The organism is Rhizobium sp. N324 (genome assembly GCF_001664485.1).
Lineage (GTDB): Bacteria > Pseudomonadota > Alphaproteobacteria > Rhizobiales > Rhizobiaceae > Rhizobium.
Genome location: NZ_CP013635.1, coordinates 211606 through 235055 on the forward strand (window position 1 = coordinate 211606; position 23450 = coordinate 235055).

The following is a 23450-nucleotide window of genomic DNA, read 5'->3' on the forward strand; positions in this document are numbered from 1 at the left end:
TCACTGTCCTTGGTCTTGGGAGGCTTGGAGCCAGGCACGGGCTTCGCCGTCGATCATCGCGACGCGGCCGCCATCGTCGGAATCCATGTAGATGCCGAAGCGGCCCGCCTGCCGCTCGCGCACATAGCGGCGCAACATGGAGCGCAGTTCATGGGTGGCGATCGCCTCGTAGGGCAGATCATCGATGCCGAAGAAGCGGAGATCGGCAGGCAGGTTGACCTCTTCCCCCTCGCCTGCCAACCGGGCGCGATAGACGAGATAGCCGGGATCGCTGTCGGCAACGTCGAAGACGGAATAGAGGAAGGTCTCTTCCGGTACGAGGCGCAGCGCATCGCCGCCCTCGACCACCAGCTGGCTGTCGGCCTTGCGGCGGCGTGCCGATGGCAGCACCCAGCCGCCCCTCCCGTCCGAGCGCAGCAGCAGGCCGTCGCCGGCCTCGATCAAGTAGCCGATGATCATCCCGTGCGAGGCAAGCCAGCCCGCCGGCAGCGGATCCTTGACGCTGGCGTAACGGCCGCGGCAGAAGCCGAGCGGCGCGGTCGGGCTGGTGCCGAAGGCGCGGACCTGGCCGATGAGAACCGTATGGTCGCCAGCATCGACGGCGCTGTAGGTGGTGCAGTCGAACCATGTCAGACTGTCGGTCAGAACCGGCGCGCCGGTATGGATGTGATCGTGGGTGACCGACTGGAACTTGTCTGGAGACTTCGAGGCGAATGTGCCTGAGATATCGACCTGACCTTCATGAAGGATATTGACCGCAAAGCAGCCGGCATTGGTGAAGGCCCGATAGCTGGAGGCCGCCTTCGCGACGCAGACGAGAAGCAGCGGCGGATCGAGCGACACTGATGTAAACGAATTCGCGGTCATGCCGCGCGGGGTCCCGTCCTCGTCGCGCGTGGTGATGACGGTCACACCCGTCACGAAGGTTCCGAAGGCCCGGCGCAGTGCGATCGGGTCGATCGGGGCATCCGTCCTCGCCGCTGTCTCCGCCATGCCTTCGAGCCTCCTCTGCTTGTTGAAGGGAGGCTATCGCTGCCGCTTCGGCCGTTCTTCCCTGGCTTCGTAGGATGGGGTGGAAAACTTCTGCCTCGATCCAGAGGAGACAAAACGGCGCGAGGGGCAGCGCCTCGAACGAGCGTATATAAGGGGCGGAGAACTATCTTTGGGCGGTCGAGCGATTGTCGATGACGCCGTGCAGACGGATTGCCAATTCGACGGCAAAGCGCTTTTCCGGAGTCTCGACATCAACGCCGAAGAGCTCCTGAATGCGCGAGAGCCGGTAGCGCAGCGTCGTAACGTGCAGGCCCATCGTATCGGCGCAGGCCTGGCTGCGGCACCCCTCCTGCAGATAGGTGGAGAGCGTTTCCATATAGGGCGTCCCGTTTTCGCGATCGTGCTCGGCGATAGCGCCAACACTTTCCTGGACAAAACTACGCACGTCGCCGGCTTCCGAGGCTGCAACCAACATCGGAAGCGGCCCGAAGTCCTGAGCTGAAATAGCACCGGTCAATCCAAAGGAACGGCCGATGCGGATCATGCGGCCGCACCGCTCCCAAGCCGCCGGGTAATCGGGTAGCGTATCACAGCGGTTGCCTGAGACGACAACGGGCGCCTCGCCGAAATAGCGGCCGAGTTCCTCGGCGATGCGGCGGGTGAGCTTGGCCGTGCGCTCCTGACGCTTGCTCGTGTCATAGGGCATGAGGCAAACGACACCGCCGTCGATCGCGATCAGATTCGCCTGCACCGAAGCCTGTTGCATAATGCGCGTCAGCGTGTGTTCGACATCGACGGACGCCCCGCCGAAGGCCTTTGTCTTATCGGGGAAATCGACGACGATCATTTGCTGCGGGACGGCGAAGCTCAATCCGAGCCGCTGAGCCCGTTGCGCGACATCGCCGGCGTCCCCCCACCGGGCCTCGACGATTTCGAAGAACAGCTCGCTCTGCGTCCGGGTTTCAAAACGGAACCGGATGAAGCTGCGCATCATCTGGACGCTCAGCGCGAATTTGGCGCTGTCGAGCATCAGTAAGTCAAGATCGCTGAATTCCCGGGAGGTCGGGAAGATGATCAGCGCTCCGACCAGCTGATTGTCGACCATCAGCGCCTCGATGCGAGCGGAGATCTTGAAACGTTGTATGCCGTCGTCGAGAAAAAGGTTGGCCGCATTCGTCGTGCCGTGTTCGATCGCATCACGCGCCGCCTTCATCAGCGGCCGGGCGAGAGTCGTGGAAGCGGCTTCCGGCCAGGAGGTCTCGTCGTATAGCGCGTTCGGTGGGCGCCCGGCGATCACCTGATTGGCGGTGAAGTCGATCACCACCGTCGGGTTCGGCAGCATCATTCCGACCATCGCCGAAAGCGGTGCGACCGAGCCGTCGCTGAGCACATGCTCGAGCAGCGACGTATGCGCTTTCAGGGCTCGCTCGAGCCGCTGCGCCGACCGCTTCTCGGCTTCAAGCCGGTGTTCGCGCTCCACGGCGATTGCGCCCAGATGGATGATGGTGCCGAGGAAGGCAAGATCGTCCTCCGATACTTCGGTGATCTGTCGGGCGATGACGCTGAGGACCATCGGCCGGCCTTCCGCATCCTTGCAGTTCATGGGCAAGACCAAGACGGTGCGGTAGTCGCGATCGAAGGCTTCCGCCCGATAGCCGGGAAACTCGGCGGACTCGCGCGCATCGGGGATATAGACGGGCTCGTTTCGCTGCAGCGCGATTAAGGACGGGCTTGTCGCCAGTTCCCATTTGTCCGGCAGCTGCCGCTCTATCAGTGTCGGATCGTAGCGTACGATGACATAGGCGTAACCATGCGCGGCATCGATGCTCATGATCGATCCCAACGCCCAGTCGGCATGACGGCAAGCGGCGGCAATCAGCTGCTGGAGAACGGCCTGGAGATCGCCGCCGCTGTTGATCTGACTGGCGACGTCTCGCAGCGACAATACACGGAACCTCTGATCCAATCGTTTTCGCCTCGTTGACATCCGTCAGCGAGTATGCGCGCCCCCATCGGACAAAGCTACTTGGTTTCATAGGAAACAATCGATCTGTCTTCCGGCGAAAATAGGACGTCATACCCTGCAATCTTGAGCATCGCCGTTGCGCCGCCGCCGATTTCCGCAAAGGCATTGTCTGGCCCAGCAAGTCTCGGGACCGGTGTCCTGCTTGCTTTCGCAGGATCTTTCCGCAAGCTCTTCCTTCGGACATAGGAAGAAATTTTCCGCCGCCGCTGTAGCTTGGCGCAAGTTTTCATTTTCAGCGGTTTTTCACATGACCCTCGGCATCAGAAAATTCACGACTTTCCTGGAAGAAACCCTCATCGAAGGCGGCAGGGCCGCCTCACGGCCCGTCAATATCGTCGTGGTCGCAGCCGTGATCCAAAATCCCTGGGCCGGCCGCGGCTTTGTCGAAGATCTCAGGCCGGAGATCAGCCGCATTGCTGGGGAGCTCAGCCACGAAATGACCGGTCGGCTGTTGCGCCAGATAGGCCCCGAGCAGATAGAGGCTTGTGGGAAAGCGGCGGCGGTCGGAATCAATGGCGAAATCGAGCATGCCTCGGCAATGATCCACACACTGCGTTTCGGCAATCCTTTCCGCGAAGCGATCGGCGGCACAAACTATCTTGAATTTGCCAACACGCGCAATGCACCGGGGGCTCTCCTTTCCTTGCCGATGATGCACAAGAGCGAAAACGGCAAGCGATCGCATTTTCTGACAGCCAATTTCCAGATTGCTGATGCGCCTGGTCCCGACGAGATCATAGTGGCGATCGGCGCTTCGGATAGCGGTCGCGCCCATGCGCGCATCGCCGACCGCTTCCAGGATATCGCAGAGATGGAAGCGGAAAAGGCCGTGACGTTGTCGGGCATTTGACGAGCGCAGGAGCTGATCTTGGCGGGAGGTGGGATGAAGCTCGACGCCATCGACCTGCGCATTCTCGACGCCGTCCAGCGCGACGGCCGCATCACCAAGCTGGCGCTGGCCGAAAAGGCCGGGCTATCGCCGACGCCGTGCTGGATGCGGCTGCGCAAGCTCGAAAAGGCAGGCGTGATCACCGGCTACCACGCCCGCATCGCTCCACGGCGCATCGCGCCGGTCGCCAGCGTCATGATGGAGGTGACCCTCGCCAACCACCGCCAGGCGGATTTCGAACGCTTCGAGCGGGCCGTCGCCGCAATCCCGGAGATCGTCGCCTGCTGGTCGGTCGGCGGCGGTGTCGATTACATCCTGAAGATCATCGCGCCCGATATCGACGCCTATCAGCGGCTGGTCGACGGGCTTCTCGACCGCGAACTCGGCATCGACCGCTACTTCACCTACATCGTCACCAAGACGGTGAAGGAGGAAACGGTGCTTCCGGTCGCTTCCTTCGCCGGATCAGATGAATAACAGACCGCGCGCCAGAGCGCGTCCAAAAGGATGCGCTAAGGACGCGCTAACACTTTGAACTGGCGCATAAACCTTTCCGAATATCGATTTCGGGGTTATGCGCTAGACGATCTCTCTGCCACGCCACCCTTCTTTAGACCGTCTCTCTCTTTTCGCCTCCACCAACAGACAATCTCTCGCCCGCTCCCGTGGAAGACTTACGTCACCGCCACGAGGAGACTGGACATGACTGCCGTTTTTGCCCGCCCCGCCTATCATGATGCGCTGTCGCGACTTTCCGACCGCCATCTCCTGCGCGATCTCGCCTATGTCGGCGGCCGCTGGATCGCCGGCAAAACCGGCGAAAGTTTCGAGGTTACCGATCCGGCCTCCTCGGCGACGCTGGCTTGGGTTGCAAGCCTTGGCACGGACGAGATAGAGGCGGCGATCGATGCCGCGTCAGAGGCTTTTGCCGCCTGGCGTGCCATGCTGCCGCAGAACCGGGCGGCGATCCTGCGGAAGTGGCACGAGCTGATGCTCGCGGCCAAGGAGGATCTGGCGCTGATCATGACGCTTGAGCAGGGCAAGCCGCTGGCGGAATCGCGCGGCGAAATCGATTATGCCGCCTCCTTCCTCGAATGGTATGCCGAGGAAGGCAAGCGGTTGAATGCCGAAAGTGTCACCAGCCATCTGCCGGACGCGGAAATGATCGTCCGGCGCGAGGCGCTCGGCGTTGTCGGCATTGTCACGCCCTGGAATTTTCCCTCCGCCATGGTCGCGCGCAAGGCTGCCGCAGCCCTTGCAGCCGGCTGCACGGTCGTCGCCCACCCCTCCTCCGAGACACCGCTTTCAGCGCTTGCCCTTGCCGAACTGGCCGAACGGGCCGGCATTCCTGCCGGTGTCTTCAATGTCGTTACCGGCCAAGCCGCGCCGATTGTGGGCGCTCTCTGTGACGACATCCGGGTACGTGCTTTGAGCTTTACCGGTTCGACAAGCATCGGCAAGCTTATTGTCAGCCAATGCGCCCCCACCCTGAAGCGGCTGGTGATGGAACTCGGCGGCCACGCTCCGCTGATCGTCTTCGCCGACGCCAACGTCGATAAGGCGGTCGAGATGGCCGTCGACGCCAAGTTCGCCACATCCGGCCAGGATTGCCTTGCTGCCAACCGCATCTTTGTTCAGCGCTCGATCGCCGATGCCTTCGCCAAGGCCTTTGCCGCCCGCATCGCCGCGCTGAAGGTCGGCGCCGGGCTTGAGAATGGAAGCGAGATCGGGCCGCTGATGCATGAGCGCGCCGTCGTCAAGATCGAGGAGCAGGTCGCCGACGCGCTGGCGCAGGGCGCCCGGCTCGTCACCGGCGGCAGGCGCCATAAGGCCGGCCGGCTATTCTACGAGCCGACGCTTTTGACGGATGTGCCGGCAGGTGCCCTGATCATGCGCGAGGAGACTTTCGGGCCTGTGGCGGCACTGACCACATTCGACACCGAAGACGAGGTCGTCGCCCGTGCCAACGATACCGAATACGGCCTCGTCGCCTATGTCGTTACCGAGAACGGCGCCCGGCAGATGCGCCTCGGCCGGGCGCTGGAGTACGGCATGGTCGCGGTCAACCGCGTGAAGATCACCGGCGGCCCGATCCCCTTCGGCGGCTGGAAGCAATCCGGTCTTGGCCGCGAGGGCTCACGCCACGGGCTCGAAGCCTTCACCGAGCTCAAATATCTCTGCATCGACACCGCCGCCTGAGCACCATTTCAAGAAGAGGACAGGACATGCTCGAGAAAAGCAACGAACTCACCGCCTGGGACCGCGATCATTTCTTCCATCCCTCCACCCACATGGGCATGCATGCGCGCGGCGAGACGCCGACCCGCGTCGTCGCCGGCGGCGAAGGCGTCTACATCACCGACACGACGGGACGCAAAAGCCTCGACGCCTTTGCCGGGCTCTATTGTGTCAATGTCGGCTATGGCCGCCAGAAGATCGCCGACGCGATCGCCGAACAGGCGAAGGATCTCGCCTATTACCACGCCTATGTCGGCCACGGCACGGAAGCCTCGATTGCGCTTTCGAAGATGATCATCGACCGCGCGCCTGCTGGCATGAGCCGTGTCTATTTCGGTCTTTCGGGCTCGGACGCCAATGAGACCAACATCAAGCTCATCTGGTACTACAACAACATCCTCGGCCGGCCCGACAAGAAGAAGATCATTTCGCGCTGGCGCGGTTATCACGGCTCCGGCGTCCTGACCGGCAGCCTCACCGGCCTGGCGCTCTTCCACAATGCCTTCGACCTGCCGCGCGCACCAATCCTTCACACCGAAGCACCCTATTATTTCCGCCGGCCCGACCGTTCGATGGACGAGGAGCAGTTCTCGCAATATTGCGCCGACAGGCTGGAAGAGATGATCCTCACCGAAGGTCCCGAGACGATCGCTGCCTTCATCGGCGAACCGATCCTCGGCACCGGCGGCATCGTGCCGCCGCCGCAAAGCTATTGGCAGAAGATCCAGGCGGTGCTCGACAAATACGACATCCTGCTCGTCGCCGACGAGGTCGTCACCGGCTTCGGCCGTCTCGGCACCATGTTCGGCTCGGATCATTACGACATGAAGCCGGATCTGATCACCATCGCCAAAGGCCTGACCTCCGCCTATGCTCCCCTCTCCGGCAGCATCGTTTCGGACAAGATGTGGCAGGTGCTGGTCCAGGGTTCCGATGAATTGGGAGCGATCGGCCACGGCTGGACCTATTCCGCCCATCCAATCTGTGCTGCCGCCGGCATTGCCAATCTCGAACTGATCGACGAACTCGGCATTGTCGAAAATGCCGGCGCGACCGGCGCTTATTTCCGCTCGGAACTGGCAAAAGCGGTGGGCAGCCACCGCAATGTCGGCGACGTCCGCGGCGACGGGCTGATGGCGGCAATCGAATTCGTCGAGGACAGGGACGATAGAAAATTCTTCGATGCCGGGCGCAAGATCGGCCCGCAGGTCGCAGCCGCCCTTCTCGAACGCGGGGTCATCGGCCGCGCCATGCCGCAGGGCGACATCCTCGGCTTCGCCCCGCCGCTCTGCCTGACGCGTGAGGAAGCCGACATCGTGGTGAAGGCCGCAGTGGACGCGATCGAAACGGTCTTCAAGAGCAACTGAGGAGAACAGCCCGCATGACGATCCCGGAAAAGATGGCGGCCGTATTGCTGACCGGTCATGGCGGTTTGGAGAAGCTCGTCTACGACAGGGACGTGCCCGTCCCGACGCCGGCGGAGGGCGAAGTGCTGATCCGCGTCACCGCCTGCGGCATGAACAATACCGACGTCTGGGTGCGACAGGGCGCCTACGGCACCGAGGACGATCCCTCCGCCGTCTCCAGCTGGCGCCGGCAGGGCAATACGCTGACCTTCCCACGCATCCAGGGCACCGATACGGTCGGTCATATCGTCGGCGTTGGCGCCGGCGTCGATCCCCTACGTATCGGCGAACGCATCATGGTCGACTTCTCGATCTACAACCGTGACGACGACAGCCTTGCCGACATCGATTACATGGGCCATGGCCGCGACGGCGGTTATGCCGAATATATGGCGCTGCCGGCCGAGAACGCCCATGTCGTCGCAACCGATCTGACCGATGTCGAACTCGCCACCTTCTGCTGCGCCTATCTGACCGGCGAGCGCATGCTCGAGAGGGCGCGGCTTGCCGCCGGCGAACGCGTCCTCGTCACCGGCGCCTCGGGCGGCGTCGGCTCGGCGATCATCCAGCTTGCGCGTGCCCGCGGCGCCATCCCGATCGCAGTCGCCGGTCCCGGCAAGGAGGCGGCGATGCTCGAGATCGGCGCCGAAGCGGTCGTCACTCGCGGCAAGGGCGATCTGGTCGAAGCCGTGCATTCCGTCAGCCGCGGCCAGCCGATCGATGTCGTCGCCGATCTCGTCGGCGGGCCGCTGTTCAACGACCTCCTGAAGATCCTGCGCCCCGAAGGCCGCTATACCACGGCCGGCGCCATCGCCGGCCCGGTCGTCCAGCTCGACCTCAGGACCATGTATCTGAAGCAGCTGGAGCTGCACGGCTCGAGCCAGGGAAGCCGTGCCGATTTCCGCCGGCTCGTCGGCTATATCGAAAGCCGGAAGATCCGGCCCCTCGTCGGCGGCGTCTATCCGCTGTCGGAATTCCACCACGCCCAGACCGATTTCATGGCGAAGAACTTCGTCGGCAAACTGGTCGTGGTGCCCGATCAGAGATAGCAGCGCAGGCGAACCTTATCGGTTTTGCGGCGTTTCACGGCCATGGACACGGGCAAAACGACATACCTCACCTCTGCCGAACTCGGGCGAATTCGCCGCGCTGCCGGCATAGCCCGTCTGATGGATACGGCGGTTCGATTGCCGGTCGTCGGCGTGCGGATCGGCGCGGACTCAGTCCTCGGCCTCATCCCGGCCGTCGGTGACATTGCCGGATCGCTGATCGGGCTTTTCATCATCGACGAGGCAAGGCGGCTCGGCCTTCCCGCCCACAAGCTCGCCCGCATGGCGGTCAATCTCGGCGTCGACGCCGCCTGCGGCACGGTTCCCCTGATCGGCGATATTTTCGACGTCTATTTCAAGTCTCACCGCCGCAACGTGGCCATCATCCTCGACCACTTCGGCGTGAGCGAGGACGAGCTGAACCGGCCCATCTGACGAAGCCGAGCAATCTGCAGAAGCCGCCCATGCCGTAGCGTCTTTGCCTAAAGATCGGTCAGTGCGCCCGCCGTCTTCACGGCGTGATCAAGGACGAATTGCAGCTTGGCCGCGTGGCCGAAACCCGGCTCGTCCGGCTGCCCCTTTTGCACGGCGTTTGCAAATCGCTGGAAGTTCGTGAGGACCGGACCGACCTCGATCGCACGCCAGGTCGCCTTGTCGGCATCGGCGCCTACACAGACCCTAAGGGTGGAGCCTTCAGGCGTGTGCACGACCTCCAGGGCGCCCTTGTCTCCATGCAGGCGCAGGCGCAATTCGTTCAGATGGCCGGTCGCCCAGCGCGTCGCGTGGATGACGCCGGCTGCACCGTTTTCAAGCTCGGCCATCATCAGGAAGCTGTCGTTTGCGTCGAGATCATACTCGCCGATCCGGTTCCCGGGACTTTTGTCGAACACCTTGAGATGCGATGCGGCCGATTTGACATCGCTTCCGGCGGCAAAAACCGCGAAGTCGAGAATGTGGATACCGACATCGCCCAGCACGCCGTTCGAGCCGTGCTTCGTCGACAGCCGCCAGAGCCATTGCGATTCCTTGGTCCAGTCGCCCCAGGCCTTCGAGACCAGCCAGCTCTGCAGATAGGAGGCTTCGAAATGGCGGATGGCGCCGAGACGCCCGTCCAGCACCATTTTGCGCGCTGCCTGCAGCGGCGCCACATTGCGATAGGTCAGGTTCACCATCGTGACCTTGCCGGACGCGGCGGCGGCATCGGCCATCTCTTTGGCTTCGCGATAGTTGACCGCCAGCGGCTTCTCGCAGAGCACATGCTTGCCGGCGCCAAGCAACTTCATCGTCGTGGAATAATGCGCGCGATCTGGCGTGACATTGGTGACGGCGTCAAACTCTCCCCAGGCAAGGGCGTCATCGAGCGACGTGAACGTCAGCGGGATAGCATGCCTGAGCGCGAAGGCCCGCAGCCGGACCTCGTCCGTGTCGACGGCGGCAACAAGTTTGACGCCGGCGATTTCCGAAAAATGCATGGCATGGGTATTTGCCCATCCTCCGGTACCGAGAATGATCAAGCGCATTCTTTTATCCTCATGGTTATCAATCAAAGCGTGAGCGGCCGCGAGATCATCGCGGCGTCTTGCGCGGCCGAGCGAGGCCGCTCGCGCCCACGGCGTCTCATCTCTTAGCGGTAACCGGCTTCGCCGGCCTGATGCAGTCTCGGGCCGCGTTCGACGATCGGCTCCAGTGCCTTTTCTACCGGCACATTTGGAGCGTCGACAATGCTGGTCAACGCGCCTTGAGGGTTATAGGCCCACTTGACGCCGTTGATCAGCACCTTCTGGACGGTGGCGTCGTGATAGGTCGGATAGGTCTCGTGGCCGGGGCGGAAATAGAAGATGTTGCCGGCGCCGCGGCGCCACGTCAGGCCCGAGCGGAACACTTCCCCGCCCTGGAACCAGGAGATGAACACCGTTTCAAGCGGCTCCGGCACCGAGAACTGCTCGCCATACATTTCCTCGTTCTCGAGTTCGAAATGCTCGCCGATGCCGGCGGCGATCGGGTGCCGCTGGTTGATCGTCCACAACCGCTCGCGCTCGCCGGCCTCCCGCCATTTCAACGCGCAGGGCGTGCCCATCAGCCGCTTGAAGATCTTGGAGAAATGGCCGGAATGCAGGACGAGCAGGCCCATGCCCTCCCAGACGCGCTTGGCAACGCGCTCGACGACGACGTCGGAGACCGCGCCGTGATCCTTGTGGCCCCACCAGGTCAGCACGTCGGTCTCGGCAATGCGGGCCTCGCTCAGCCCATGCTCCGGCTCCTGCAGCGTCGCCGTCGTCGCCGAGATCGCGGGATCGCTATTCAGCGCATTGGCGATCGTCGTATGCATGCCCTCGGGATAGATACCGCGGACGATTGCGTCGGTATTCTCATGAATGTTTTCACCCCACACGATGGTGCGAATGGTCATGTCATTCTCTCCTTGTCATAAAAACGGATCGAGCCTTGGGAGGAGCATCGATCCTGGTAAGATCAGGCAGCCTGCATCGATTGTCGCTCGAGCGCACGGCCCGAATGGTCGAAACGGTGGACGTGGCCGGCAAGCGGGGAAAGGCCAAGCGTCTGGCCCGGCTCATGGCGGGAAACCCCGGCTTCCCGCACGATGAGCGGCTCGTCCGTCCCGATATCCACGTAGACGAAGCTATCGGAGCCGAGGATTTCCGAATGGACGACCGTGCCGCTCCAAACCGGCGACTCGGGCGCGATGCGAACATGCTCCGCGCGCACGCCGACCGAATGGCTGCCGTAGGGCTGCGCCAGTTCGCCCGACAGAAAGTTCATTTTCGGCGAACCGATGAAGCCGGCCACGAAGAGCGAATTGGGGCTTTCGTAAAGTTCCAGCGGCGTACCGATCTGCTCGACGACGCCGTCCCTCAGCACGCAGATCCGATCGGCGAGCGTCATGGCCTCGACCTGATCATGCGTCACATAGATCATCGTCGTATCGTGCATGCTGCGATGAAGCTTGGCGATTTCCAGCCTCGTCGCCACGCGCAGCGCCGCATCGAGATTGGATAGCGGCTCGTCGAAGAGAAAGACCTTGGGATCGCGGACGATTGCCCGACCGATTGCGACGCGCTGACGCTGTCCGCCGGAAAGCTGTCGCGGCAGGCGCTCCAGGTAAGATGAGAGCTGCAACATGCCGGCCGCCTGTTCAACCCGCTTGCGGCATTCGTCCTTGGTGCGTCCTGACAGTTTCATGCCGAAAGCCATGTTGTCGAAAACCGTCATATGCGGATAGAGCGCGTAGGACTGGAACACCATGGCGATCCCTCTCTTCGACGGCGCGTGCTGGTTTACCATCTGGCTGTCGAAGGAAAGCGTCCCTGAGGTGATGTCCTCGAGGCCGGAGATAAGCCGGAGCAGCGTGGACTTGCCGCATCCCGACGGTCCAACGAACACCATGAACTCGCCGCGGCGGATGTCCATTGTCACGCCCTTGATCACCTCGAAGGCGCCGAAGCTCTTGCGGATATTCTCCAGTCGGATCTCTGCCATATTCCTACTCCCTCAACCCTTGACGCCGCCGGCGGTCAGCCCCGAAATGATCCGGCGCTGGAATATCAAAACGAGCACGACCACCGGCACGGTGAGAATCACCGAAGCCGCCATGATGTTGCCCCAGGGGATCTCGAACTCGCTGTTGCCCGAAAGCAGGGCGATGGCGACCGGGACGGTTCTCTGCGTATCCGACGACGTGAACGTCAGCGCAAAAAGGAACTCATTCCACGCGGTGATGAAGGCGAGCAGTCCTGTCGTCACCAGCGCCGGCCACATCAGCGGCATGAACACCTGTGTGACGATGACCCACGGTGAGGCCCCATCGACGATCGCCGCCTCCTCGATCTCGATCGGCAACTCACGCATGAAAGTCGTCAGCACCCAGACGGTGAACGGCAGCGTGAAGATCATGTAGGAAAAGATCAGCGCGAAGGGCGTGTTGAAGATGCCGATCCAGCGAATGAGCTCGAAGAGTCCGGCCAGAACGGCAATCTGCGGAAACATCGAAACCGAGAGGATGGTCAGCATCAACAGCGCCCGCCCGCGGAAATGCACCCGTGCCAAGGCGAAGGAAGCGGTGATCGAAAGCAATAGCGACGCCGAAACCACGACACAGGCAATCATCGCGGAATTCGCAAGACTGCGGACGAACCCGCCCTGGCCCATCACGGAGGTATAGTTGCCGAACGAGATCGAGGTCGGCCAGTAATCGACCTGGAAAAGGGCTGTGCCGGTCTTCAGGCTCGTGAGGATTGCATAGTAGAACGGAAAGACCGCAATGATGACGATGATCGTGACGAGCAGGTAGAAGAGCGTATTCCTGGTGATCGACAACAGCATCAGCCTTCCTCCCCGCCGAGCCTGACGCGGCCGAGCCAGATATAAAGGATGGTGACGGAGGCAATGATCAGGAAAAGCACCGTCGAGGCGGTGGCGCCGTAGGCGAACTTGTCGAAATCGAACAGGTTCTCGCGCGCCATGACCGACATGGTCTTCGTCTGCGCATTGTTGGGCGTCAGCACATAGATCAGATCGAAGATGCGCATCGCATCCAGCATCCGGAAGATCACGGCAACCATGATGGCCGGGCGGATCAGCGGCAGCGTCAGACGCCAGAAGACCTTGACCGGATTGACGCCGTCGATCTTTGCAGCCTCATAGATATCGCCCGGAACCATCTGCAGTCCGGCAAGGATCAGAAGCGCCATGAAGGGCGTCGTCTTCCAGACGTCGACGATCAGGACGGCGATCATCGCCGTTTCCGGATTGGCGGTCCAGGCAATCTTCTGACTGATCAGGCCGAAGCCGAGCAGGATGTCGTTCAGGATGCCGAATTGATCGTTGAGCATCCAGGCCCACATCTTGGCCGACACGATCGTCGGGATCGCCCAGGGAATGAGGATTGCGGCCCGAACGATCCCGCGCCCGACGAACCGGGCGTTCAGCACCAAAGCGACGATCAATCCTAGCACGGTCTCGATCACGACCGAAAGGACAGTGAACTTGACAGTGTTCCAGACGGCTTTCCACCAGACCGGATCGGCGAGCAGCCCGCGATAGACGGTCCTGCCGCTCTTCAGCGTCACCCACGACAAATAGTTGTCAAAGCCGACGAACCGAGCATTGCCGAGATCGTTGAGCGACGCATTCGTAAAGCTGAAATAGATCGTTCTGAACAGCGGCCAGCCGGCGACGATTGCCAGGATCAACAGCGTTGGTGCCAGAAACATCCAGGCGGATCGAACGCGTTCGGATCGCAGCTCCGTGGAGGTTCTGAGATGGGAAATCCTTGGTTCAGCTGCTTGCGAAACTACGATTTCAGTCATGAAACGCCTCTCCCCGTTCGCTCGTCCGAAACCGGGCCGGCGGCTTCACAGCCGCCGGCCGGAATCTTACCAGGCGTCGCCCTTGAGCGTCGTGAGGTCGGCTTCAAGAAGCTCGAGGTTCTCGGCAGCTGAGCCGCTGCCGGACAGCGTGTTGTGCACCGCGGTCCAGAACTTCGAAGACACTTCGTTGTACTTGACCTTAGCGGTCGCCGAAGGACGCGGCACCGCATCCTGGAAGATGGGTTTCCAGTTCGGCATGAAGGGCTGTGCGGCGGCAACATCCTTGTCGTCGTAGAGGTCGGTCAGTGTCGGCAAGTTGGACAGCTCGATGGCCCGCGCCTTTTGAACGTCCTTCGACGCCAGGAATTTTACCAGCGCGATGGCTGCGTCCTGCTTTTCGGAATATTTCGAAACCGCCAGATTCCAGCCGCCGAGCGTTGAGGACGGCTTGTCGCCGGCTGCGGCAACCGGCAGCGTCATGACATCAAACTTGCCCTTCACGGCGCTGTCGGCACCGTTGCCGAGGGAATAGGCATAGGGCCAATTGCGCATGAAGACGGCGTTGCCGGTCTGCCAGACGCCGCGCGATTCTTCTTCCTGATATGCGAGCACGCCAGGCGGTGAGATGGTGCCGATCCAGCCCTTGGCGCGTTCGAGCGCAGCCGCCGCCTTGTCGTTGTTGATCGAGATCGTCCCGTCCGGCTCGACGATCTGGCCGCCGCCCGAAGACTTCACCCACTCCAGCGCGTTGCAGGTCAGGCCCTCATAGGAGTTGCCCTGGAACACGTAGCCCCAGAGGTCCTTCTGTCCGGCCTGGCGTTCCTTATCCTGAACTTCCTTGGCGGTTGCGGCCATCTCGTCCCAGGTTTTCGGCGGCTGCTTGCCATATTTTTCGAGCAGGTCCTTCCGGTAAAACAACGCCGGAGCGTCGGTAAACAGCGGCAGCGCCACGAGCCGGCCATTGACGGTCTGCGAGGCGATGATCGACGGGAAGAACTGGCCGGCTACGTCCTTGGTGGCCTCCTTCAGATCGATGAACTGGTCGGCAAGCTGCGGCGCCCAGATGACGTCGGTCTGATAAACGTCGATGTCCTTGTTTCCGGCGGCGAGCCACAGGCGATATTGGGAGAACTGCTCGCTGCTCGATGAGGGCATGGTGACGAGCTTGACCTGATTGCCGGTCTCCTTCTCGAAAATCGCCAGTTGCTTGTTGAGGAATTCGACGTTTTTGCCCGTGGTGTTGGCGGCAAATGAAATTTCAGCGGCACGGATCGGACCGGCGACTGCGATGGCGACGCCGAGCGCCGACAAGCCTAATGCAAACTGTTTCATGATCTCCTCCCAGAAATTGAAATCGATTTGGCCGTCAGAACATTGCAGAAGGTACGGATGGCGTCAAGCCGCCAAATGAGCGCTTAAAAGTTGTGGTTATCGGGAATTTTGATGCCGTATACAGCTTATAAGAAAATTTTAAGGCTCCGCAGCCTACGCTCCAGTCGGGTATACTTGAAATCGATTTAAATTATCACCTGATTGGTTACGCGCCCGTTGCACATCGCGGACGCATCGTCCATTGATTGCCTGGACAAAGAAGACATCCGATGAAACTTCGTGAATTTGCAAAGCAGCTTGGGCTTTCTCCGACAACGGTCAGTCGTGCCCTCAGCGGCTACCCAGAGGTGAGTGAAGCCACGCGTGCCCGGGTTGCAAGCGAAGCAATGCGGCTTGGCTATCGCCCCGATATCAATGCCGTGCGGCTGAAGACCGGAAGAGCCGGAGCGATCGGCGTCATGATGGCGCGGTCGGGAGAAATCCATTTCGCTGAATTCATGTCGGGCATGGCGCAGCGCCTGGAAACCGCCGACACGGATATTCTCATCACGCCGATCACCGCGCACAATGACGACGACGAGATGCAGGCCTACCGACGCCTGGTCGAAAGCCGTCGCGTGGATGCGGTGATCATTCATTCGCCTCGTCCCAAGGACCCGCGGATCGAGCTGCTAAGCGGCCTGGGCCTGCCGTTCCTGGTCCACGGCCGGTCGGAGACGGAGCACGTTCATGCCTGGCTCGATATCGATAATGAAAATGCGGTGCGCAGGTCCACCGAACACCTGCTCGACCTCGGGCACCGTCGCATCGCCATGATCAATGGCCTCAGGGGCAAAACCTATTCGATCCATCGCGAGCAGGGTTTTCGGATCGCCCATCAGGAGCGTGGGCTCAGCGCCGATCCCAATATGATGGTCTGCGATAAATTCTCCGACGAGAGCGGTTTTCGTCATGCCCGCTCTTTCCTTGAGAGAGCGAATGCGCCAACTGCCATCGTTGCCGGCTCCACGATGACGGCGCTCGGCGTTTACCGCGCCGTCCGTTCGCTTGGAATGACGGTCGGGCGGGATGTTTCCGTCATCGCCCATGACGACGTCTTCCCTTATCTGACGGCCGAAAACATGGTGCCATCACTCTCGACAACGCGATCCTCGATGCGTGCTGCGGGCACACGTTGCGCCGAGCTAACGCTGCAGCTTATCGCGGGGCGCGCCGTGGACGAGGTCCACGAATTGTGGCCGGTCGAACTGATTTTAAGGGAAAGTACGGCGCCGCCGCCCTGACAGTAAAATCTGTCGATGCAGGCGGGATCGGAATTATCTAGAGATGATCGATCGAAGCGTCCTTGCCCGCCAGGAACGCCAGAGCCGCCGCGCCGACAAGGCCCGAGTTCTGATCCAATGCCGCCAGCATCACCCTGACGTCCTTGAACGCCGGCATAGCCCATTGGCTGATATAGGCTTGAATGCCCGGTTGCAGCCGGTCGAACTCATGGGAGAGCCCTCCCCCCATGACGATGATATCGGGGCTGAAGATATGGATCAGGCTGGTGAAGCCGCGCCCGAGAATTTCCGCCTCCTCGTCGACCAGTTGATTGGCGAGCCGATCGCCATTTCTGGCCGCCGCGAAAACGCTGCGGCTGTCGATAACACTGCCGTCGCTGCCTAACGTCGTCTCGCGGCTTTCCACCGCCCGCATTTGCGCGCGCCGCGCAAATGCGGGTCCGGATCCATAGGCTTCGAAACAGCCCCTGTTGCCGCAAGGGCAGAGGTCTCCGTTCGGCACGACCGACATGTGGCCGACATGGGCCGCCATGCCCTTGCGGCCGCGCACCACGCGGCCGTCCGAGATAACGCCGCCGCCGATCCCGGTGCTCACCGTGACGTAGACGAGGTTATCAAACCCCTTGCCGATACCGAACTGCCATTCGCCGATCGCGGCGGCAATGGCGTCGTTTTCAAGATCGACCGGAAACGCAAACCGCTTCTGCAGTTCCGCCTTCAGCGGAAAATCGACGAAGCCGGAAAGCGTCGGGATATCTGTCGCAACACCGGTGACCGTATCGAGCGGGCCCGGGGCGGATACGCCGACGCCCACCACCGAAGCAGTCTTCGATGCTGCAAGCAGTCGATCGGCGAGGCCGCAAATCTGGGCGAGCACCCGGTCGGGGCCGGCCAGCGCAGCCGTTGGTTCGGCCAATCGCGTCAGGATCCTGCCTTGCTCGTCGACAAGGGCGGCGCGCACCTGCGTTCCGCCGAGGTCTATGCCAATGGCAACCTGTTGCATGTGAAGACCACCGGTTAGAGTGCGCGCATCCATGCCATCCGCTCATCGAGCGACGGCGCATTGAAAGCCAGGGAACCGAGAACGACCGTTTCCGCACCGGACTGGCGCAGCAGCGGCACAGTGTGCTCGCGAATGCCGCCATCAGCCGCCAGCACGATCCGATCGGCCGCACCGCAACCAGCGATGATCTGCTTTGCCTGTTGAAGCCGGGCGCCGGCCTTCTGGTCGAGGCCCTGGCCTTTGACGCCGATCGCCGTGCCGAGCAGCGTCACAAAACGCAGCCGGGAAGCGTATGTCTCGATGCGCTCGACGGGAGTATCGACCTTAAGGACCATGCCGGCTGCGACACCGCGGCGATCGAGAAGATCGAGAGCCTGGTCGGCGACGCTTTCGTTTTCGACATGAAGACTGATCAGGTCGCTGCCGGCATCGGCGAACTGCTCGATCTGCGACAGGAGAATGCTGTCGGCGACCATCAGGTGAACATGGATCGGGCGCGTGGAGGCTTTGCGCACACCGGCGACAAGATCGGGGAAAAACAACATCGCCGGCGCAAAATGGCCATCGGCGACATCGATGTGGAGGATGTCGACGTGAGGATCGACACGTGCGAGATCATCGGCGAGACGCATGAGATCGGCCGACCAGACGGAGAACTCGGCAATCAATCGATCCTTCGGCAGATCGGCGATCCAGGTCTTGGAGGGGGTAGGCATTCTTTCAGAGCTCCTTCAGAAAATTGCCGACGGCAAGCCGAAAGTCGGCGACATATTGCGGACGGCTCTCCGTTTTCGGCGTGATCTGCACGAAACGCGCGCCGGCAATCCGCGCGGCAAGCGCACGCGCATGCCTGAGAGGATGGATGCTGTCGCGATCATGGCCGATGACGAGCGTCGGCAGAGCGAGATTGCCGATCTCCGCGTCGGTCACATCAGGGCCGTCGTTTGAGATCCTGGTCAGCAGTTCGGCGGTCACATCGAGAGGCGCGCGGGAGAAAAACCCGGCAAGCGAGGCGAGATTGTCCGGCGCCTCGGCGGCGAGCCGCACGCCGACGGGCCCGGCAAGAAATGCCTGCTTTGCCTCATCCGGCGGCAGCGTTTTCAGCAGTCGCCCGACTTCGGCATTGGGTGCCATATTGTCCGGCGCCGATGCCATCAGCCAGGCCGGCCTTGCCAGGATCAGAGCCTTGACGAGATCGGGCCGTTTGACGGCGAGACGCAAGGCGATCGCGGCCCCCATCGAAATACCGCCGATCACGACCGGCTTTGTAAGTTTATTCTCGATATAAGCGGCAATATCATCGCAGAAGAACGAAATCGACCATTGCTCGGGATTGTCGGCCCCCGAACGCCCGTGGCCGCGGGCTTCGACCGTAACCCGGCGATATCCGCTTTCGCGCGGAAAGACTTCATCCGTCTGCGCCGCATCTCCGCACAGGCCGTGCTGGAATATTGCCGGCGCGCCCTCGCCCGCCATATCGACGTTGAGAATGGTCCCGTCGCTGGTTTCGAACGGTTCAGCCTGTCTCATCGTCCTTTCCCCGCGCCTTCGCCGTCGAGGGTCTTTTTCAGAAAGGCCGCCACACCGGCCGCCTCCGAGGCTGACAGACCATGGGTGACGAGACTGCCGCCAAAGCCGATTGCCTTGAGACGGCCGAGATAATGCACGTAGTCGAGAACGCCCTTGCCGGCGGTCGCGAAACTGCCGTCGGGATTGCGGTCTTTCGCATGCGCCATGACGATCCGATCGGCGAGAAGATCGACGGCTGAAGAGACGATGCGCCGCTGCTCATCCAGCGTCGCGACCTCGAAAAGATTGGCCGGATCGAGCACGATCTTGACGCGGGGGCTCTTCAGCGCTGCGATCAGCCGATGGGCTTTCTCCGCCGAGTTGACGACATTGGCAAGCTCCGGCTCGATGCCGAGATCCACATTATAGCGCTCGGCGATCTCGATGGCCTCCCCCATGGCTTCAAGAAGATCGCGCCAGGCTGCCGGCGTATCGTTGTCGGCATGCGCTTTCCACTGGTCGATGGGGTCGCGTGTGCCGGTGCAGAGCGTGATCAGGGCGGTCGACATGCCGGCGCAGCGCGCGGCCAGCGTCGCCAGGTTGCGAAGGCCGGCCTGGCGCAGGGCGGGATCGGGATGGATCATGTTGTAGGTGCCGGACACGGCGACGATCTCGACGCCGCTCATGCGTGCCGCCTCGGTGACCGCGCGCGCCTCAACCTCGGCAATCATCTCCGGCATCGGCGGCAGGCCCGAGCAGGCCATATTGTATTGTGCTGCGGCAAACCCGGCCCGGGCGACGGAGTTGAGGACGGTCGAGGGGTCGATTCCCTCGAAGGTCTTTGCGAAAATGCCCAGTTTCATCAAACGCCACCCGTGACATCGGCCAGCGCCACCGCCTTGCCGCTTTCGGCCGATCGCGCGACGGCGACCATGGCGCGGACGGAGGCCAGGCCGTCATCGATGTCGGCGCCTTCCATCACTGCGCCATCCAGAATGGTGCGGGCGAAGCCTTCGACCTGACGGCGATAAAAATGACCGTCGGCGCCGAGAACGCGATGGGTCGCGCCGTCGGCTTCCCGGAAAATGTCGACTTCGCTGGTTTTGTAGTACCAGGGGTTATAGGTCTTTCCCAAAATGCTGCCGTTCTTGCCGTAGATCTGGAAACCCTCGTGCCAGTCCATGCGCACCTGGACGGTGAGATCGAGGTGGCCGAGCGTGCCGGAGGCAAACTCCACATCGACGAACCAGCACCAGATGCCGGCTCGCTCACTCAGACGCGCGGTGACGGCAACGATGTCGCCGGCAAAATAACGCGCCGTGTCGATCAGGTGGCAGCCATGCGCCAGCATGTAATAGCGGCGCAGGTCGGCTTTCGGATTGGCGGCGGGTTTTCGCGCATTGGCGCTGGCAACGATCAGCGGCTGGACCGCATCGGTCATCGGATAGCGGTGGGTGCTGTCGCAATACCATGCCTTCAGCGCAACCATCTCGCCCATCTCGTCGCGGATGAAGGATTTCGCCGCCTGAAGCCCGGCGTCGAAACGCTTCATATGCCCGACCTGAAACACTTTTCCCGACGTCTCGACTTCAGCCTTCAATTCAAGGCATTCCTCGACGGTGACACCGACCGGTTTCTCGCACAGCACATGCTTGCCCGCCTGAAGGGCGCGGATCGAGGCCGGGACGTGAAAGGTATCGGCGGTGGCGATGATCACCGCATCAAGGTCGGGATCGGCCAGCATCTTGTCATAGTCGTCGTAGGTTTTTTCCGCTCCATGGGTGATTGCCATTCGTTCGCGGAGATCCGCGGCGACGTCGCAGATCGCATAGAGATCGGCATTCACAGCCTTCGTGCAGCTCTCGAAGTGCGCGGCCTGGGCAATCTGGCCGGCCCCCAGTACGCCGATGCGGAGGCGCCGTTCCTGTTTTGCTGGCATCAAGAAGCCCTCTAGGTCGGATGTTGAAGATGAACGCCGGTTTCGTATTCGCTTAACAACGCCACATGGGTTTGAGGATGGAAAAAATGAAGTTTCGCCGGATCGATTGCCAGATTGATCGATTGGCCTGCCTCGACCGTACTGACAGCTTCGAAGCGGGCGACGGCGTTGGCCGCACCGCTCAGGTCTTCGACGGCGTCGGGGTCGCCCGAGTCGATCCGAACCGCGTCGATCTTCAAATGCACGATCAACTCGGAGCCAAGCTCCTCGATCGATTTGACGACGACCGGGATCGTCGGATGGGAGGCCCCGGACGGCAACCGGCTGTCGTAGAGGTCCTCCGGCCGAACGCCGAAGATCAGCGCCTTTCCCTCGAAGGCGGAAAGGCCGGGAGCACGCTCGAAGGCGCCGTCGGACAAGGGGATGGAGAAGCCTGGCAGATGGATCCGCATGCCCTCCAGACGCCCTTCGAACAGGTTCATCGACGGCGAGCCGATAAAGCCTGCGACAAACGCATTGACCGGGCGGTGATAGAGCGCCTTAGGCGTATCCACCTGCTGAAGCACGCCACCCTTCAGCACCGCGACGCGATCGCCCATGGTCAGGGCTTCTGTCTGATCATGCGTCACGTAGATCGTCGTCACCCCCAGCTGCCGCTGCAGGCTTGCGATTTCGGCGCGCATCTGAACTCGCAGCTTGGCATCGAGGTTGGAGAGCGGCTCGTCCATGAGGAATGCCGCGGGCTCACGGACCATGGCGCGGCCCATCGCAACACGCTGGCGCTGGCCGCCGGAAAGCTGAGCGGGTTTGTTGCCGAGCAGGCTTTCCAGCTGCAGGATCTTGGCGATCTCCTGCACGCGCTTGGTTCGCTCGGCCTTGCTCTTGCCGGCCAGTTTCATCGAAAAGGCGATGTTGTCGAACACGGTCATGTGCGGATAGAGCGCATAGCTCTGAAACACCACGGCAATGTCCCGGTCCTTGGGCGCCAGATCGACGACGTCCTGACCGCCGATGCTTAGAGTTCCGCTGCTGATTTCCTCGAGCCCGGCGATCATGCGGAGCGCGGTTGATTTTCCGCATCCGGACGGACCGACCAGAATCAGAAACTCGCCGTCATGGATCGTCAGGCTCAGATCCTTGATCGCATGGTAGCTGTTTCCATAGGTCTTGCAGATCTTGTCCAATACAACCACGGCCACGTCTCGTCCTCCCGTATCCGCCCGCTCACGTCTTCGATCGGCGCTCCGCCACCGCCGATCCTTTCGACAAGAAGGCTCAGGCCTGAGCTTCAAAGTCAACAGAAGAATCGAGGAGATTTCGCCATACGCCATCCACAGATCTGGTTATCTTTTTGAAACTACTCATTTTTATTTAATTTATTTGCGCGCTTATATTTTTTTACGCGCGTAATTTTTAGAGCCGATGCGACAGTCGTTGATGGCCGTTTCAAGCCTTACGGTCAGCGAGGGGCTCCGCACGGGCTGCCAAGGCTGCCACCTATCAACTGCGCGCTAATCGTGACATCCCGGGATCGGGCGCGGCGTCGGTGCATTTGCCCCTGCTATCCATGCCCGGCACGTCCGGTTGTCCGGCAGGCCCCTGCGCCCTCCGCGCGCGGTCACGGAAATGGCGGCAGCCGCTGTGGCATAGGCTACGCAATCCAGCGGGCTCTTCCCCTCGGCAAGGGCAAGAGCGTAGGCACCGTGAAAACAGTCGCCGGCGCCGGTCGTGTCGACCGCTTGAACCTGATAGGCCGGCAAGTGCCACCGGGTGGGATCGCCTTTCTGGCGGAGGCAGGTCCCTCGTTCGCTATCGGTCAGCACGACAGCGGACCTCTGCGCTGACCAGAGCGCGTCCAGGATCGCCGCCGGATCGGTGTGGCCGGTATACTCCCTCGCGAAAGCCAGCGGCAGCACCAGATGGTCGGCGAAGGCGAGGATTCGGTCCGTCGCAGCGCCGACCGTCCATTCGATGTCGGCTATCACGGCAAGGCCGAGCGCCCGCGCCCGTGCCACGACGCTTTCCGAGTGTGTGGCATAACCATCGATCAGCAGGACGGGGGCCTGCATCAGAACATCGTCGGGCAGCGCATCCGACGTGCCATGCAGCACATCGTCGTCGTAAGCTATGAACCGGTCGCCGTCAGGACCGACGGTGATCACGGAGCGGATCGGCGCGGCAGCGGCGTGGCGCGGCGCCAGGGATATGTCGACGCCCTCGCGCGCGAGCTCGGCCCCGGCCGGATCGGCCGCAGCATCCTCACCGAGCCAGCCGATGAAGCCGGCGCGGCCGCCGAGCCTAGCGACGGCGACCAGGGCCGTCGCCACGTTGCCGCCATGGTCGGTTGCCCGTTTCGTCACCTTCCCCTTGCCGGCCGAAAGCCCCCGATCGACATAAATGATGTCATCGATGGCAAGGGCGCCGAAGCCCAGAACCTGGAGCGGGCGCGACATGGC

General features: G+C 61.9%; 22 protein-coding genes. 7 read left to right on the forward strand and 15 right to left on the reverse strand.

What is annotated here, in order from left to right; genetic code table 11:
- Both AMK05_RS30975 and AMK05_RS30980 read right to left on the reverse strand, forming a co-directional pair.
- Positions 1-993 carry a flavin reductase gene (locus tag AMK05_RS30975; RefSeq protein ID WP_064844071.1) on the reverse strand — a complete coding sequence of 331 codons (993 nt, stop codon included), beginning with the start codon at positions 991-993 and terminating at the stop codon, positions 1-3.
- A gap of 163 nt (positions 994-1156) precedes the next feature.
- Positions 1157-2959: a helix-turn-helix domain-containing protein gene (locus tag AMK05_RS30980; RefSeq protein WP_064844073.1), complete on the reverse strand. Its 1803-nt coding sequence runs from the start codon at positions 2957-2959 to the stop codon at positions 1157-1159.
- Positions 2960-3266: 307 nt separating this feature from the next.
- Here AMK05_RS30980 and AMK05_RS30985 point away from each other — a divergent pair, with 307 nt between their 5' ends.
- From AMK05_RS30985 to AMK05_RS31010, 6 genes are all read left to right on the forward strand, one after another.
- Positions 3267-3869, forward strand: coding sequence for an amino acid synthesis family protein (locus AMK05_RS30985; protein WP_064844075.1), 603 nt, complete (start codon positions 3267-3269; stop codon positions 3867-3869).
- Between the two features lie 33 nt (positions 3870-3902).
- Positions 3903-4385, forward strand: coding sequence for an Lrp/AsnC family transcriptional regulator (locus tag AMK05_RS30990; RefSeq protein ID WP_064844078.1), 483 nt, complete (start codon positions 3903-3905; stop codon positions 4383-4385).
- 225 nt (positions 4386-4610) lie between these two features.
- Positions 4611-6107 carry an NAD-dependent succinate-semialdehyde dehydrogenase gene (locus AMK05_RS30995; protein WP_064844081.1) on the forward strand — a complete coding sequence of 499 codons (1497 nt, stop codon included), beginning with the start codon at positions 4611-4613 and terminating at the stop codon, positions 6105-6107.
- Between the two features lie 26 nt (positions 6108-6133).
- Positions 6134-7513, forward strand: a complete 1380-nt coding sequence (locus AMK05_RS31000; protein ID WP_064844083.1) for an aspartate aminotransferase family protein — start codon at positions 6134-6136, stop codon at positions 7511-7513.
- A 14-nt stretch (positions 7514-7527) separates the two neighbouring features.
- Positions 7528-8601 carry an alcohol dehydrogenase family protein gene (locus AMK05_RS31005; RefSeq protein WP_064844085.1) on the forward strand — a complete coding sequence of 358 codons (1074 nt, stop codon included), beginning with the start codon at positions 7528-7530 and terminating at the stop codon, positions 8599-8601.
- A 42-nt stretch (positions 8602-8643) separates the two neighbouring features.
- Positions 8644-9036, forward strand: coding sequence for a DUF4112 domain-containing protein (locus tag AMK05_RS31010; protein ID WP_064844087.1), 393 nt, complete (start codon positions 8644-8646; stop codon positions 9034-9036).
- A 47-nt stretch (positions 9037-9083) separates the two neighbouring features.
- On the opposite strand, the gene AMK05_RS31015 is transcribed toward AMK05_RS31010, so the two are convergent.
- From AMK05_RS31015 to AMK05_RS31040, 6 genes are all read right to left on the reverse strand, one after another.
- On the reverse strand, positions 9084-10121 hold the full coding sequence (locus AMK05_RS31015) for a Gfo/Idh/MocA family protein (RefSeq protein WP_064844090.1): 1038 nt from the start codon (positions 10119-10121) through the stop codon (positions 9084-9086).
- Positions 10122-10225: 104 nt separating this feature from the next.
- A complete protein-coding gene (locus tag AMK05_RS31020) occupies positions 10226-11011 on the reverse strand; it encodes a ThuA domain-containing protein (protein WP_064844093.1) in 786 nt (261 codons plus the stop codon).
- Positions 11012-11073: 62 nt separating this feature from the next.
- The gene (locus AMK05_RS31025) at positions 11074-12099 is read right to left on the reverse strand and encodes an ABC transporter ATP-binding protein (RefSeq protein WP_064844095.1); all 1026 of its coding nucleotides are present in this window, start codon (positions 12097-12099) and stop codon (positions 11074-11076) included.
- Between the two features lie 12 nt (positions 12100-12111).
- Positions 12112-12942 (reverse strand): carbohydrate ABC transporter permease, encoded by an 831-nt coding sequence (locus tag AMK05_RS31030; protein ID WP_064844097.1) that lies wholly within the window; start codon positions 12940-12942, stop codon positions 12112-12114.
- Complete coding sequence (locus AMK05_RS31035) at positions 12942-13928, reverse strand: carbohydrate ABC transporter permease (RefSeq protein ID WP_064844099.1); 987 nt, start codon at positions 13926-13928, stop codon at positions 12942-12944. The genes AMK05_RS31030 and AMK05_RS31035 overlap by 1 nt, the downstream gene beginning before the upstream one ends.
- 66 nt (positions 13929-13994) lie before the next feature.
- Entirely contained in the window at positions 13995-15260 is a 1266-nt protein-coding gene (locus AMK05_RS31040; RefSeq protein WP_064844102.1) for an ABC transporter substrate-binding protein, read from the reverse strand.
- Positions 15261-15529: 269 nt separating this feature from the next.
- On the opposite strand from AMK05_RS31040, the gene AMK05_RS31045 reads away from it, so the two are divergent.
- Positions 15530-16543 (forward strand): substrate-binding domain-containing protein, encoded by a 1014-nt coding sequence (locus AMK05_RS31045; RefSeq protein ID WP_064844104.1) that lies wholly within the window; start codon positions 15530-15532, stop codon positions 16541-16543.
- A 37-nt stretch (positions 16544-16580) separates the two neighbouring features.
- Here AMK05_RS31045 and AMK05_RS31050 read toward each other — a convergent pair whose 3' ends face one another.
- From AMK05_RS31050 to AMK05_RS31080, 7 genes are all read right to left on the reverse strand, one after another.
- Positions 16581-17546: an ROK family protein gene (locus tag AMK05_RS31050; protein WP_064844106.1), complete on the reverse strand. Its 966-nt coding sequence runs from the start codon at positions 17544-17546 to the stop codon at positions 16581-16583.
- A gap of 14 nt (positions 17547-17560) precedes the next feature.
- The gene (locus AMK05_RS31055) at positions 17561-18262 is read right to left on the reverse strand and encodes a ribulose-phosphate 3-epimerase (protein ID WP_064844108.1); all 702 of its coding nucleotides are present in this window, start codon (positions 18260-18262) and stop codon (positions 17561-17563) included.
- 4 nt (positions 18263-18266) lie between these two features.
- On the reverse strand, positions 18267-19076 hold the full coding sequence (locus AMK05_RS31060; RefSeq protein ID WP_064844111.1) for an alpha/beta fold hydrolase: 810 nt from the start codon (positions 19074-19076) through the stop codon (positions 18267-18269).
- Complete coding sequence (locus AMK05_RS31065; RefSeq protein ID WP_064844114.1) at positions 19073-19918, reverse strand: sugar phosphate isomerase/epimerase family protein; 846 nt, start codon at positions 19916-19918, stop codon at positions 19073-19075. Before AMK05_RS31065 ends, AMK05_RS31060 begins: the two co-directional genes overlap by 4 nt.
- Positions 19918-20994 (reverse strand): Gfo/Idh/MocA family protein, encoded by a 1077-nt coding sequence (locus AMK05_RS31070; RefSeq protein WP_064844116.1) that lies wholly within the window; start codon positions 20992-20994, stop codon positions 19918-19920. Before AMK05_RS31070 ends, AMK05_RS31065 begins: the two co-directional genes overlap by 1 nt.
- A gap of 11 nt (positions 20995-21005) precedes the next feature.
- On the reverse strand, positions 21006-22193 hold the full coding sequence (locus tag AMK05_RS31075; protein ID WP_064844118.1) for an ABC transporter ATP-binding protein: 1188 nt from the start codon (positions 22191-22193) through the stop codon (positions 21006-21008).
- 312 nt (positions 22194-22505) lie between these two features.
- Complete coding sequence (locus AMK05_RS31080) at positions 22506-23447, reverse strand: PfkB family carbohydrate kinase (protein ID WP_064844120.1); 942 nt, start codon at positions 23445-23447, stop codon at positions 22506-22508.
- Positions 23448-23450: the final 3 nt, after the last annotated feature.

Excerpts from the sequence above, each read along its gene's own strand:
- AMK05_RS30975 (WP_064844071.1), bottom strand. The coding sequence starts at position 993 with ATGGCGGAGACAGCGGCGAGGACGGATGCCCCGATCGACCCGATCGCA.
- AMK05_RS30985 (WP_064844075.1), top strand. The coding sequence starts at position 3,267 with ATGACCCTCGGCATCAGAAAATTCACGACTTTCCTGGAAGAAACCCTC.
- AMK05_RS30990 (WP_064844078.1), top strand. The coding sequence starts at position 3,903 with ATGAAGCTCGACGCCATCGACCTGCGCATTCTCGACGCCGTCCAGCGC.
- AMK05_RS30995 (WP_064844081.1), top strand. The coding sequence starts at position 4,611 with ATGACTGCCGTTTTTGCCCGCCCCGCCTATCATGATGCGCTGTCGCGA.
- AMK05_RS31000 (WP_064844083.1), top strand. The coding sequence starts at position 6,134 with ATGCTCGAGAAAAGCAACGAACTCACCGCCTGGGACCGCGATCATTTC.
- AMK05_RS31005 (WP_064844085.1), top strand. The coding sequence starts at position 7,528 with ATGACGATCCCGGAAAAGATGGCGGCCGTATTGCTGACCGGTCATGGC.
- AMK05_RS31010 (WP_064844087.1), top strand. The coding sequence starts at position 8,644 with ATGGACACGGGCAAAACGACATACCTCACCTCTGCCGAACTCGGGCGA.
- AMK05_RS31015 (WP_064844090.1), bottom strand. The coding sequence starts at position 10,121 with ATGCGCTTGATCATTCTCGGTACCGGAGGATGGGCAAATACCCATGCC.
- AMK05_RS31020 (WP_064844093.1), bottom strand. The coding sequence starts at position 11,011 with ATGACCATTCGCACCATCGTGTGGGGTGAAAACATTCATGAGAATACC.
- AMK05_RS31025 (WP_064844095.1), bottom strand. The coding sequence starts at position 12,099 with ATGGCAGAGATCCGACTGGAGAATATCCGCAAGAGCTTCGGCGCCTTC.
- AMK05_RS31030 (WP_064844097.1), bottom strand. The coding sequence starts at position 12,942 with ATGCTGTTGTCGATCACCAGGAATACGCTCTTCTACCTGCTCGTCACG.
- AMK05_RS31035 (WP_064844099.1), bottom strand. The coding sequence starts at position 13,928 with ATGACTGAAATCGTAGTTTCGCAAGCAGCTGAACCAAGGATTTCCCAT.
- AMK05_RS31040 (WP_064844102.1), bottom strand. The coding sequence starts at position 15,260 with ATGAAACAGTTTGCATTAGGCTTGTCGGCGCTCGGCGTCGCCATCGCA.
- AMK05_RS31045 (WP_064844104.1), top strand. The coding sequence starts at position 15,530 with ATGAAACTTCGTGAATTTGCAAAGCAGCTTGGGCTTTCTCCGACAACG.
- AMK05_RS31050 (WP_064844106.1), bottom strand. The coding sequence starts at position 17,546 with ATGCAACAGGTTGCCATTGGCATAGACCTCGGCGGAACGCAGGTGCGC.
- AMK05_RS31055 (WP_064844108.1), bottom strand. The coding sequence starts at position 18,262 with ATGCCTACCCCCTCCAAGACCTGGATCGCCGATCTGCCGAAGGATCGA.
- AMK05_RS31060 (WP_064844111.1), bottom strand. The coding sequence starts at position 19,076 with ATGAGACAGGCTGAACCGTTCGAAACCAGCGACGGGACCATTCTCAAC.
- AMK05_RS31065 (WP_064844114.1), bottom strand. The coding sequence starts at position 19,918 with ATGAAACTGGGCATTTTCGCAAAGACCTTCGAGGGAATCGACCCCTCG.
- AMK05_RS31070 (WP_064844116.1), bottom strand. The coding sequence starts at position 20,994 with ATGCCAGCAAAACAGGAACGGCGCCTCCGCATCGGCGTACTGGGGGCC.
- AMK05_RS31080 (WP_064844120.1), bottom strand. The coding sequence starts at position 23,447 with ATGTCGCGCCCGCTCCAGGTTCTGGGCTTCGGCGCCCTTGCCATCGAT.